10 protein-coding genes are annotated in these 13629 nt (G+C 42.5%); 8 read left to right on the top strand and 2 right to left on the bottom strand.

What is annotated here, in order from left to right; genetic code table 11:
- Positions 1 to 110 precede the first annotated feature (110 nt).
- A complete protein-coding gene (locus DW173_RS11105; protein WP_004301426.1) occupies positions 111 to 1178 on the top strand; it encodes a DUF1573 domain-containing protein in 1068 nt (355 codons plus the stop codon).
- 11 nt (positions 1179 to 1189) lie between these two features.
- Complete coding sequence (meaB, locus tag DW173_RS11100; protein ID WP_004320987.1) at positions 1190 to 2281, top strand: methylmalonyl Co-A mutase-associated GTPase MeaB; 1092 nt, start codon at positions 1190 to 1192, stop codon at positions 2279 to 2281.
- Here meaB and DW173_RS11095 read toward each other — a convergent pair.
- A complete protein-coding gene (locus DW173_RS11095; protein WP_120144454.1) occupies positions 2260 to 3192 on the bottom strand; it encodes a DMT family transporter in 933 nt (310 codons plus the stop codon). The genes meaB and DW173_RS11095 overlap by 22 nt on opposite strands.
- 122 nt (positions 3193 to 3314) lie before the next feature.
- Here DW173_RS11095 and DW173_RS11090 point away from each other — a divergent pair, with 122 nt between their 5' ends.
- From DW173_RS11090 to DW173_RS11075, 4 genes are read left to right on the top strand one after another with little or no spacing between them, the layout of a single operon-like run.
- Positions 3315 to 4178, top strand: coding sequence for an AAA family ATPase (locus DW173_RS11090; protein ID WP_004312099.1), 864 nt, complete (start codon positions 3315 to 3317; stop codon positions 4176 to 4178).
- Positions 4179 to 4200: 22 nt separating this feature from the next.
- Positions 4201 to 5229: a DUF4435 domain-containing protein gene (locus tag DW173_RS11085; RefSeq protein WP_120144453.1), complete on the top strand. Its 1029-nt coding sequence runs from the start codon at positions 4201 to 4203 to the stop codon at positions 5227 to 5229.
- 37 nt (positions 5230 to 5266) lie between these two features.
- Positions 5267 to 6607: a mechanosensitive ion channel family protein gene (locus DW173_RS11080; protein ID WP_004315638.1), complete on the top strand. Its 1341-nt coding sequence runs from the start codon at positions 5267 to 5269 to the stop codon at positions 6605 to 6607.
- Positions 6608 to 6641: 34 nt separating this feature from the next.
- On the top strand, positions 6642 to 7538 hold the full coding sequence (locus DW173_RS11075; RefSeq protein ID WP_004315639.1) for an AraC family transcriptional regulator: 897 nt from the start codon (positions 6642 to 6644) through the stop codon (positions 7536 to 7538).
- Between the two features lie 26 nt (positions 7539 to 7564).
- Here DW173_RS11075 and DW173_RS11070 read toward each other — a convergent pair whose 3' ends face one another.
- Positions 7565 to 9130 (bottom strand): ATP-binding protein, encoded by a 1566-nt coding sequence (locus tag DW173_RS11070; protein ID WP_120144452.1) that lies wholly within the window; start codon positions 9128 to 9130, stop codon positions 7565 to 7567.
- Positions 9131 to 9586: 456 nt separating this feature from the next.
- Here DW173_RS11070 and DW173_RS11065 point away from each other — a divergent pair, with 456 nt between their 5' ends.
- Positions 9587 to 12301: a TonB-dependent receptor gene (locus tag DW173_RS11065; protein WP_087321447.1), complete on the top strand. Its 2715-nt coding sequence runs from the start codon at positions 9587 to 9589 to the stop codon at positions 12299 to 12301.
- 43 nt (positions 12302 to 12344) lie between these two features.
- Positions 12345 to 13553 (top strand): hypothetical protein, encoded by a 1209-nt coding sequence (locus DW173_RS11060; protein WP_120144451.1) that lies wholly within the window; start codon positions 12345 to 12347, stop codon positions 13551 to 13553.
- Positions 13554 to 13629: the final 76 nt, after the last annotated feature.

The following is a 13629-nucleotide window of genomic DNA, read 5'->3' as shown; positions in this document are numbered from 1 at the left end:
CTTGATGGAGAGAATTATCCTCTTTCGTCAATCTGTGTTAATCTGTGTAATCTGTGGTGAAAAACTCATCTAAAACCCCTACATTTGTGCACCAAAATAAAAAATATCGCATGAAACGTAGTTTACTATCTATATTATCTTTACTTACTGTCGCTTTGGCAGCCGTTGCCCAACCTCGTATCTCTTCAAATAAAGAGACACATAACTTCGGACAAATTGAGTGGAAACGTCCGGTGACAGTGGAATATACCATCACTAACACGGGAAACCAGCCATTGGTACTGACCAACGTCACAACCTCTTGTGCCTGTGCCGTGGCCGACTGGACCAAAGAACCGATTGCCCCGGGAGGAAAAGGAGTAGTAAAAGCTTCTTTTGACGCAAAAGCGTTAGGACATTTTGAGAAGTCGATAGGAATATATAGTAATGCCAGTCCGAGCTTGGTCTATCTGAAGTTTACCGGTGAAGTAGTGCAGGAAATAAAAGATTATACAAAGCTACTTCCTTATACAATTGGAAATATTCGTTTAGATCGTGATGAGTTTGCTTTCCCCGATGTCTATCGCGGACAGCAGCCTTCATTGACCTTTGATATCGCCAATCTTTCTGATCGTCCTTACGAACCGGTATTGATGCATCTGCCTCCTTATCTGAAAATGGAAGCGGAACCCAAAGTCTTGTTGAAAGGCAAGAAGGGAACTATCAAACTGACGCTGGATGCGAGCCAGCTAAAAGATTACGGATTGACACAGACTTCTGTCTACCTTTCCCGTTTCTCCGGTGATAAGGTGAGCGAAGATAATGAAATACCGGTTTCGGCCATTCTTCTTCCCGACTTCTCTCGTATGACGGAAAAAGATTCTTTGAACGCTCCTGCCATGCACATTTCGGAAACGGATATTGATCTTAGTATCCCGTTGATAAAGAAGAATAAGGTAAGCCATGATATATTGATAGCCAATTCCGGAAAGACTCCGTTAGTCATCAGTAAGTTGCAGGTATTCAATTCGTCGGTAGGAGTGAGCCTGAAAAAGACAGTCCTTCCTCCGGATGGAATGACGAAGCTCAAAGTAACTATTCGTAAGCGTGACGTAGGTAATAAGAAGCATCATTTACGTATCCTGATGATAACAAATGATCCGTTACGCCCGAAAGTCGAAATCAATATCAAACGCTAAATCCTATGATTATGGAACATCCTGAAAATAGTGAAGAATATAAGGGGCTTGTTGTCAATAAAGGCATTGAGCAACCCTCATCTGTGAATCCCTACTTAAAGCGGAAACCTAAGAAACGCCAACTTTCAGTAGCAGAGTTTGTAGAAGGTATTGTAAAAGGTGATGTCACCATATTGAGTCAGGCTGTGACATTGGTGGAAAGCGTAAAGCCTGAACATCAGGCTGTCTCACAGGAAATCATTGAGAAGTGTCTGCCATTTTCCGGTAATTCGATACGGATTGGTATCAGCGGCGTTCCCGGTGCGGGAAAGAGTACATCCATAGATGTATTCGGTCTGCACGTGCTCGAAAAGGGGGGTAAACTGGCGGTATTGGCCATCGACCCTAGCAGTGAGCGTAGTAAAGGCAGTATCTTGGGAGATAAAACCCGTATGGAGCAGCTTTCCGTACATCCTAAATCGTTCATCCGCCCTAGCCCGTCAGCCGGTTCTTTGGGAGGAGTGGCACGCAAAACACGTGAGACGATTATTCTTTGTGAAGCTGCCGGATTCGATAAGATTTTTGTGGAGACCGTAGGAGTGGGACAGAGCGAAACGGCTGTTCACTCGATGGTTGATTTCTTCCTGTTGATTCAGTTGTCCGGTACGGGCGATGAACTGCAAGGGATTAAGCGTGGTATTATGGAGATGGCGGATGGTATCGTTATCAATAAGGCCGATGGAGATAATCTGGAACGTGCCAAGTTGGCTGCCACTCAATTCCGTAATGCATTACATCTGTTTCCTGCGCCTGAATCCGGATGGATTCCCAAAGTATTGACTTACTCCGGTTTTTATAACCTGGGAGTGAAGGAGGTCTGGGATATGATTTACGAATACATTGACTTCGTGAAAGAAAACGGCTATTTTGAATATCGCCGCAACGAACAAAGTAAATACTGGATGTATGAAAGCATCAATGAACAACTTCGTGACAGCTTTTATCATAATCCGAAGATTGAAGCGATGCTCTTAGAAAAAGAACAGCAGGTATTGAAAGGCAACCTGACTTCGTTTATAGCTGCAAGAAGTCTGCTCGATACTTATTTTGAGGATTTGAAATGAGGCTTTTCTGCTTTTTCAAGATCAGCTCTCGATTTACTTTGAGTCACAATATATACTCCCAGGAATACAAGTGCGATAGCGATCCCTTTCTCCCAGCCGAAACTTCCGATACCCATCGCGATTGCTGCAATCGTAGCCACGATCGGTTGCATATAATTGTACATACTGACTACCGTAGGACGGAGCAGCCTCTGGGCAGTCATAATGCAGAGATACGCGAGGAAACTACCTCCTAATACGACATAAAGTACCTGTAGAATGGCGACAGTGGAAACAGAAGTCCATTGAATCGTAGAAATATCATAATAGGAGAACGGAATGTAACACATTGAAGCATATATGAACATCCATTTATTAATCGTTACTGCCGAATATCGTTGAGACAATCCTTTGAATACAGTCAGGTATATGGAGAAACTGATTTGTGCAACGAGACAAAGCAAGTCACCAATCAGGCTTCCATTTCCGTTGCTTCCTGCCTGGCTACTCATAATGAGAATGAGCGCTCCCATCGCACCTATAAAAATCCCCAGTACTTTCTTATTGGTAATAGGTTCTTTTAAGTAAATGGCCGCTACAACCATTGTTACAATCGGTAGAGTGGTAGTTACGATAGAAGCGTCAATAGGAGAAGTCATAGAAAGCCCGAAGATGAACACTCCTTGATTGAATACTAGCGCAAACAGTGAAGCAAAGAAGATTTTCAGCATATCTTGATGATTCACATGTTCCTGTTTGCAAAACATGGAAAGGATCCAGAAAGCGGCTGCTGCCCCCACCATGCGGAATGTAGTAACAGAAATCGGGGAAAACTCTTGAAGAGCCGACTTACCGATGGGAGACATTAATCCCCACATAACGTTTGCTGTAAGCGCAAACAAATGACCATACAGGTTCTTACTTTTGTCCATGTTGATACTATTTATTTTACCATATCTCTGATATCATTAACAATCAAATAGAGAAAACGGTTGCAAAGGTAGTCTTTTATCGTATGATTTGTTTATATTTGCCTTGATTAAACTTGAATATTATGGAACAACAAGCCAATTATATCCGTCGTATCGAGATACACGGACTATGGGAACGCTTTAATATAGGATGGGATTTGCGTCCCGATGTGAACATCCTCTCCGGCATCAACGGAGTGGGGAAGACTACCATTCTGAACCGTTCGGTGGGATACCTCGAAGAACTTTCCGGTGAAATGAAAAGTGACGAGAAGAACGGTGTGCGTCTCTTTTTCGACAATCCCCAGGCAACCTATATTCCTTATGACGTCATCCGGAGCTACGACCGTCCCCTGATTATGGGTGACTTCACAGCCCGCATGGCCGACAAGAATGTAAAGTCTGAACTGGACTGGCAACTCTATCTTTTGCAACGCCGTTACCTCGATTATCAGGTCAACATTGGTAATAAGATGATTGAAATGCTTTCCAGCATTGATGAAGAAGAGCGTCGTAAAGCAGCTACATTATCTGTAGCCAAACGTCGTTTTCAGGATATGATTGACGAACTGTTCAGCTATACACGCAAAAAGATAGACCGGAAACGGAACGATATCGCTTTCTATCAGGATGGCGAACTATTATTCCCTTATAAACTGTCGTCCGGTGAAAAGCAAATGCTGGTTATCCTGCTGACCGTACTCGTGCAGGACAACAGCCATTGTGTATTGTTTATGGATGAGCCGGAAGCCTCCCTTCATATAGAATGGCAGCAGAAACTGATTGCTATGATACGTGAACTGAATCCGAATGTGCAGATTATCCTGACTACCCATTCGCCTGCCGTCATTATGGAAGGCTGGCTGGATGCCGTGACAGAAGTAAGTGATATATCTACCACCGTAGGGCACAAGCTCGACAAGGATTCTCCCAACTGTAATTTGTAATTCGTAACCTGTAATAGAACAAATGGCAACTTCACTACGAGATAATCTGACTTCTTCTTATTTCAATGCCGCCCATAAGCTTTATCCGAAGAAAGCCCGCCGACGTATCATCGCTTACGTAGAAAGCTATGACGACATCGCTTTCTGGCGCACATTGCTTGAAGAGTTTGAAGACGACGAACACTATTTCCAAGTGATGCTTCCTTCGGCCACTTCCCTGGCAAAAGGAAAAAAGATGGTACTCATGAACACACTGAATACAGCCGAGTTGGGGAGAAGTCTGATTGCCTGTGTGGACAGTGACTATGATTTCCTGTTGCAGGGAGCTACCAATACTTCCCGTAAAATCAACCGGAACAGGTATATTTTTCAGACTTATACCTATGCTATTGAAAACTATCATTGTTTTGCCGAAAGCCTTCACGAAGTATGTGTGCAGGCTACGTTGAATGACCGTTCCATTTTAGATTTCAACTTCTACCTGAAGAAGTACTCTGAAATAGTATATCCGCTTTTCCTCTGGAACGTATGGTTCTACCGCCAACGGGATACTTACACCTTCCCCATGTACGATTTCCATACTTATACTTCTTTGCGCGAGATTAATCTCCGGCATCCGGAAAAGAGCTTGGAATCCCTTCAACAACGGGTTAGTCAGAAGTTGGCAGAGTTGAAAAAGAAATTCCCCCATAACATTAATCAGGTGAATGGATTGCGGACTGAATTTAAAGAGCTGGGCTTGGTGCCGGAAACTACTTACTTGTATATGCAGGGACACCATGTGATGGATAATGTGGTAATGAAACTACTGATTCCGGTCTGCACCGTATTGCGTCGTGAACGGGAGCAGGAAATCAAGCGACTGGCCGAACACAATGAACAGTTCAGAAACGAACTGACTTGTTATCAGAACAGCCAGGTGAACGTAGAAATCATGCTCAAGAAGAATGTAGCCTACAAAAGACTCTTCCATTATGATTGGCTACGGCAGGATATCAGTGAATATTTGGAAGAAGGAAAGAATAAAGAAGAAAAGAAACAGAGATCATAAATAAAAGAAAAACTAAAAAAGAGAGAGACGATTGCTTATGAAAGAAGTAAAAGAAGTGGTTGATACAGTGAGTGTGGCATTAGCAAACGGGCAACCGGAAGAAGCAGGTAATGTAGTGATGCAAGAGGTGAATCATGCTTTGCTCTCGATGGGAGTGGATGAAGCTATGGCTGATAAGATTGATAACTTTATCATTTTATTGTTTATTATTGGAATAGCATTATTGGCTAATCTGATTTGCCGCAAGATTATTCTGCGTACCGTGGCTAAATTGGTGAGACAGACAAAAGCTACTTGGGATGATATTGTATTTAATGATAAAGTAATGGTGAACATCAGCAGGATGGTGGCGCCTATATTGATTTATATATCTATTCCTATTGCCTTCCCCGAACATGCAGACTCTGCTTTGCTTGATTTTCTTCGAAGACTTTGCATGATTTATATCCTTGCAGTCTTTCTTCGCTTCGTCAGTGCTTTGTTTACGGCTGTGTATCTGGTATATAGCGCGCGTGAACAATATAAAGACAAACCTTTGAAGGGGCTTTTGCAGACAGCGCAAGTCATTCTCTTCTTTATAGGAGCTATCATCATTATCAGTATTTTGATAAAGCAAAGTCCGGTGGTGTTGCTGACCGGATTGGGAGCTTCCGCTGCGGTTCTGATGTTGGTTTTCAAGGACAGTATCATGGGATTTGTCTCCGGCATCCAGCTTTCCGCCAATAATATGCTGAAGGTGGGCGATTGGATCACGATGCCGAAATACGGTGCGGACGGTACGGTGATAGAAGTAACATTGAATACCGTAAAAATACGTAACTTCGATAATACCATCACCACCATTCCTCCTTATCTATTGATTAGTGATTCTTTCCAAAACTGGCAGGGAATGCAGGAATCCGGCGGACGTCGTGTGAAACGTTCCATCAATATAGACATGACCAGTGTGCATTTCTGTACACCGGAGATGTTGGCAAAATACCGGAAGATACAACTGTTGAAAGACTATGTGGATGAAACGGAAAAGGTAGTGGAAGAATATAATAAGGAACATCATATCGACAACTCTGTGTTAGTGAATGGACGCCGGCAAACAAACCTGGGAGTTTTCCGTGCCTATCTGACTAACTATCTGAAGAATCTGCCTACTGTCAACCAAGACCTGACCTGCATGGTACGTCAGCTTCAGCCTACCGAAACCGGTATCCCGTTGGAACTTTATTTCTTTTCTGCCAATAAAGTATGGGTTGCCTACGAAGGCATACAGGCAGATGTTTTCGATCATGTGCTTGCCATTATTCCCGAATTCGACTTGCGTGTCTTCCAAAACCCGTCGGGGGCAGACCTGCATCAGATAGGGGTAAAGATAGAAAACTAATCAAACGATAAAACGCTTATAAATTGTAATTACTATGACTACACCGTTATCCAACCAGATTATCCGTGAAATCACTCCTTTGTCAGATAAGGATTGCTTTTACATTGCGGAACGTTATAAAACGGAATTCACTTATCCTATACACAACCACTCCGAGTTTGAATTGAACTTCACCGAAAAGGCAGCCGGAGTAAGGCGGATTGTAGGAGACTCTTCCGAAGTGATAGGTGATTATGATTTGGTATTGATAACAGGAAAAGATTTGGAACACGTCTGGGAACAGAACGACTGCCATTCGAAAGAGATACGGGAGATTACGATTCAGTTTTCTTCCGATCTTTTCTTCAAGAGCTTTATCAATAAGAATCAGTTCGACTCTATCCGCCGGATGCTGGATAAAGCACAAAAAGGGCTTTGTTTCCCGATGTCTGCCATACTCAAAATATATCCGTTGCTGGATACGCTTGCTTCCGAGAAGCAAGGATTTTATGCGGTCATTAAGTTTATGACAATCCTGTATGAACTTTCTCTCTTTGAAGAAGAAGCGCGTACCTTGTCCAGTTCGTCTTTTGCCAAGATAGATATTCATTCGGACAGCCGGCGTGTGCAGAAAGTGCAGGAGTACATCAATACACATTATCAGGAAGAAATACGTCTGGGGCAGTTGGCCGATATGGTGGGGATGACGGATGTGTCATTCAGCCGCTTCTTCAAACTGCGTACAGGCAAGAATCTTTCCGATTATATCATTGATATTCGGCTGGGCTTTGCTTCCCGGTTGCTGGTAGATTCTACGATGTCTATCGCTGAGATTTGTTATGAGTGCGGTTTTAATAACCTTTCCAATTTCAACCGGATCTTCAAGAAGAAAAAGAGTTGTTCGCCTAAAGAGTTTCGTGAGAACTACCGGAAGAAAAAGAAATTGATTTAGCGCATTCTCTTTTATGAACTCGGTGATTAACTCCCGAGTTCTATCTTCCATTCACCAATCGTTCGTGTGGCACTGTCAAAGTTTACACCTACTTTAACTATTTTCCTGTGATCCGCCTGATACGGAATAGCATACTTTTTGCTGTTAATCTGCGTTAATGCTTCTTCAGGTGTACCATCTACTTTAAATTCAAAAACATAGATGGTATCTTGAAGTTTCACAACCGCATCTGCTCTTCCAATGGCTGTATCCACTTCCACATCTATATACTGTCCCATCAGCCGGAAAAACAGATAAAAGATAGTTTGATAATGTTTCTCCTCCTTGTTGTTCAGTTTATTCGGGATAGACACAAAGAAAGATTTCAGTCTTTCCAGACACTCCTCTAAATGACCGATACGCAAGTCTTTAATAAAGGACACTACATAAAATGTATTCTCTCGTGCAGGCAGATGCACATAAGCGGGCATCAGCGATTCGATAAATCCTTTTCTTACTTCCTTGTTGGGATAAGCCAGTGTATACAGTTGGAAATCCGGATCATATCCCTTAATTGTGAGATAACCGCTTTGGTAGAGCACCGGAAGAGGATCGGTGATTCTATTGCTGGGCGCATCAAACTGTTCGGCGGTGGCGGTCGTGTTATCCAGTTCCCGGATATCAAAATCGCTTTCTTGCAGAATATCTATCAGGAAAGTGGGAGTACCGGTCGAAAACCAAAAATTGGCATACTTCTTCTGTGCGAATGCATTGAACAAACTGAATGGATTATAAATATCTTCACTGTTCTCACTGAAATGATAGCCGTCATATTGTTGTTTCAAATGTACACAGGCTTCCTCGTATGTTTCCTTGTTGGCTTGGGCCATTTGTTCAATATCAATTTGCAATTGCGTGCGCAGTTCTTGTTCGGTGATGCCACAGATAGCACTGTAATCATCCCTCATGCTGATATTCTGCAAGTTGTTCAATTCACTGAAGATACTCATTTGGCTGAATTTGCTGATACCTGTCAATAATAAGAAGCGAAGATACTGTCCCTGGGCTTTCAGTGGACTAAAGAAATCCCGCATGATATTACGTATTTCCTTTTGAACTTCATCATTATGATTGCTGTCCAGCATTGGTGAGTCATACTCATCTATTAATACCACCACCTGTTTACCCGTCTGTTTGTAAGCACGACGAATAATTCCTTCAAAACGTAAACTGAAAGTCGTTTCTCCTTCTTCCCGTTGATAAATTTTCTCCCATAAAAGCAATTGGCGGTTAATAACGGCTGACAGCATATCAGCGGTTATATATTTACTCACACTAAAATCAAAGTGTAATACCGGATAAACCGTCCAATCCTTTTCCAGAGTCTCCATAGCCAAGCCCTGAAACAGTTCTTTTTTTCCCAGGAAATAAGCCTCTAGTGTAGAAACCAGCAAACTTTTCCCAAAGCGTCGGGGACGACTTAGAAAATAGACTTTATTTGTATGAGTCAAACGATAAATCAATTCCGTTTTATCAACATAGACACAATCATTATTGCGTAAATCTTCAAAGTTCTGTATTCCTATCGGATATCTTCTGAAATTCTCTTCCATGACGCATATTTGTTTTTAGCGTGAAACATACACAAAGATAATGATATTTAGTTTCAAGTCAATTATGCCTGTTCTTTTTTTAAGAAAGTCCAACGTTGGATATATACTTAGTGGGAAAGGAGCTATCGGTGTTTCTTTGCGTAATGCATTGAAAAGCGATGAAACATATCTTTGACGACAAGCGGGTGGAAATACACTATCAGCCAAAATTTTCACCTTCTCACAACTGTCAGACGATTAATTTCATGCATAATGAGAGATAAAAGAGTGAAGTTCCGGTCTTAAATTTGCTTATAAACAAGTTAAACTAATAGCGTAACTGATTGATAATACGTTTGTAACATCTTGTCATCATCTTGCAACGTCTCTTTCAAGAGATTGTATTTATTTCGTCTTATAGTTGTAATGCTCACCCTCTATCTTTGCCGGCGTAATTAAAACGTAGAGCAAAGTTAGATGAAAAAACTATTTCTTATCCGATTTTCAGTGGCGGCCTTCTTTTGCCTGTTGTGTGTACTTCCTGCATTGGCTGCCAATATCAAGATTAAAGGAGCTGTGAAAGACAAACTATCCAAAGAGCCTTTGATAGGAGCTACGATACGTTTGCTCGGAACTCAAGCCGGAGCAGTGACCGATATGGAGGGTAATTTCGAATTGAACAGCATGGGCGTGTTGGAGGGTATGTATGATATTGAGATTAAATATGTAGGTTACAAAACGGAAGTACGCCGTAAAGTGCGTGTGGAGAATGGAAAACTGGTGATACTGAATCTGGAGTTGGAAACCGATGCACAGGAACTTGCCGATGTGGTGGTTGTAGCTAAGAAGAATAGGGAAAATGAGAATATGCTGTTGCTCGAACAGCAAAAAGCAGTCATTGCCGTACAATCTGTTGGTGTCAGGGAGCTTTCCCGCAAGGGTGTTTCGGATGCAGAAGGTGCTGTGACGAAAGTTGCCGGAGTGTCTAAACAAGACGGAGTGAAAAATGTCTTTGTCCGTGGATTGGGTGACCGGTACAATGCAACTACTTTTAATGGATTTGCTCTTCCTTCCGAAGACCCGGAATATAAGAATATCTCTCTTGATTTCTTCGGTACGGACATTATTCAGTCCGTAGGTGTAAATAAAGCATTCAACGCGGGAGGCAGCAGCGATGTCGGAGGGGCAACCATTGATATTGTATCCAAAGAACTAATTGGTAGCGGTCATCTGGGATTCGGCATTTCCGGTGGCTTGAATACACAAACGGTAGCAGCCGATTTTCTGAAACAGGATGGAGTGAACTTCATGGGCTTTGCCAATCGCACCGAACCTGCCGATGAAAACTCATGGAACTTCAGAAATAAGTTAGACCCTTCCGCTCAACATTTGCAAATCAACCGGAGTTACAGTATTTCCGGAGGTAAACGATTCTATGTCGGAAAAGACAAAAATCCGCTTTCTTTCTTCCTGACTGCCGGACATACGACGGACTATCAGTATACGGATGAAATCATACGTAATACCACTACCGGTGGTACGGTCTACAAAGATATGAATGGAAAGAAGTATGCGGAGAATATCAGTCAGCTGGCACTTGCCAATGTGGATTTCGATATGCAGAACCGTCATCACATCAGTTATAATTTGATGATGATTCATGCCAATACCCAGTCGGTGGGCGATTACAACGGTAAGAACTCGATTTTTAGTGACGACTATGAAAACCTCGGATTCACCCGTCGCCAACAAACGAATGATAATATGCTGATCGTTAACCAACTGATGACTAACTGGGGATTGACCAAATCATTAAGTCTCGATGCAGGTGCTTCCTATAATATGGTGAAAGGGTACGAACCGGATCGTCGTATCAATAACCTGACTAAAGCGGAAGACGGCTATACGCTGCTAAGGGGCAACTCACAACAGCGCTACTTCTCAACTTTAGATGAAGACGACTTGAATGTAAAAGCAGGCTTGGTCTATCGTCTGAAAGATAATATAGAAGAGATTTCGAATGTCCGTTTCGGATATACAGGTCGATTCGTAGATGATAACTTCAAAGCTACGGAGTATAACTTGACCGTAGGACATGTTGCTACCATCCCTTCTTTGGATGACTTCTCGCTTGACGATTATTATAATCAGGAAAACTTTGCTTCCGACTGGTTCAAGATACAAAAGAACTTAGATGAATATACCGTAAAAAAGAATATCCATTCTGCTTATGCCGAGGCTACCTACCAGTTTACTCCTCGTTGGATTGTGAATCTGGGAATGAAATACGATAAGGTAGATATTGAAGTGGATTATAATGTGAATCGTGGAGGATCTAAAGGAAACAATACCATTCAAAAAGATTATTTCCTGCCCAGCTTGAATCTCAAATACAATCTGAATGAGAAAAACTCGCTTCGTCTGGGAGCTAGTAAAACATATACGCTTCCGCAGGCAAAGGAAATATCTCCTTACCGTTATGTCGGCGTGAACTTCAACAGTCAGGGTAATCCCAATCTGAAACCTTCGGATAATTATAACCTTGATCTGAAGTGGGACTTTAATCTCACTCTGACCGAGTTGATTTCTCTCACAGCTTTCTATAAATTGATTAAGAATCCGATATCCCGCATCGAAGTGGCAAGCGCCGGAGGTTATCTTTCTTATGAGAATATAGCGGATAAGGCAACCGTGGCGGGAGTGGAGATAGAAATACGTAAGAATCTGTTTGTCCGTCCGGTGAGTAATGCTGCGCACGGAATGAATAAACTCTCTTTGGGATTGAATGGCTCTTATATCTATACGAATGCAAAAATGCCTTTGGCAACGGTTACCACCGGCTCGCAACTGGAAGGAGCTGCACCGTGGATTGTCAATTTCGACCTCTCGCATAACTTCACGAAGGGAGAACGCAGTTTTGTCAATACATTGGTACTTAATTATGTGAGTGATAAGATATATACCATTGGCACGCAGGGGTATCAGGATATGATGGAGCAGGGAGTACTGACACTGGATTTTGTGTCCCAAGCCAAACTGAACAAGCATCTTTCCCTTAACCTGAAAGCCCGCAACCTGCTGAATCCCTCTTATAAGTTAAGCCGCAAAGCGAACGAAAACGGGGAAAAGGTGATATTGAATGATTATAAGAAAGGAATAAATATAAGCCTGGGAGTGTCGTGTACATTCTAAGCCGGGTGATGAAATAAGATTATTAACTAATAATGAAAGCAAAATGAAAAGATTGTTTGTGAACTTTATGACGTTTGCCGTTATGGCAACAGCACTTACATTGACTGCATGTAGCAGTGATAGTGACGGAGACGGTGATGGTAACGGAGATGGTGGAAACAACGGTGGGACCGGTAGCTCTATTGTTGTGGGCGAAAATATCCTGTCCGGCACGCTGACCGGAGAACAGACACTGGAAGCTAAGGAATATATTCTGAACGGAACGGTAGTTATTGAAAATGGAGGCCGTCTGAATATCCCTGCCGGAACAACGATTAAGGCTCGCGAAGGTTTCAGCAGTTATCTGCTGGTAGCACAAGGCGGTAAACTTTATGCTGACGGTACAGCTGATAAACCGATTGTTTTCACTGCCAATTCAACAACCCCTACATCCGGCTATTGGGGAGGAATCATTATCAATGGTAAAGCTCCGATTTCCGGTTCGAACGCCAATAAGAGTGATACAGGTCTGACGGAAATCGACAACAACTATAAATACGGTGGTAATGTCGATAATGACAATTCCGGTTCACTGACTTATGTGAAAATCTGCTATGCCGGTGCCCGCTCTACTGCCGATATCGAGCACAACGGATTGACACTGAACGGTGTTGGAAACGGTACCAAGATCGAGAATATCTACATTCTTGAGAGCGCGGATGATGCCATCGAATTCTTTGGCGGTACGGTGAATGTAACCAACCTGTTGGCTGTGAACCCGGATGATGATATGTTCGACTTCACTCAAGGATATTCCGGTAAATTGAAAAACTGCTATGGTGTTTGGGAAAGCGGTTATACCAGTACGGAAGCAGATCCGCGCGGCATTGAAGCAGATGGTAACTTGGATGGTGACTATTCGGATCATTTACGTCAGTCGGATTTTACGGTTGAAAATATGACAATCGTAAATAATGCTGCCAATACAATGGATAATGTAGACCGTATGCAAGACGTGATTAAAATCCGTCGTGGAGCAAAAGCTACGATCACCAATGCTCTTGTCAAAGGTTCCGGCGGTACAATCGATTTGATTGATATGAATGACAGTAAAGGGGCAGGAAGTGCAGCTTCCAGCATCAGCATCACTCATACATTGAACTTTAAGAATAAGCTGAACGGTACATTGAACACATTTACCGAGCCGACTACGAATACAGGTGCAGATGCATCCCTGTTCACTTGGAGCGGATATAATTTCTCTTCCTTATAAATAGGATATAGAGTAGCAAAGTGTATATTTTTCAATAGGAGGTGTGGGAGAATTTGTAACAAACAGATTCTCCCAT

Source organism: Bacteroides sp. AM16-13, assembly GCF_003602705.1.
In the GTDB taxonomy this organism is placed as follows: domain Bacteria; phylum Bacteroidota; class Bacteroidia; order Bacteroidales; family Bacteroidaceae; genus Bacteroides; species Bacteroides xylanisolvens.
Note: the sequence above shows the minus strand (reverse complement) of the source record. Positions and strands in the feature narration are given on the sequence as shown.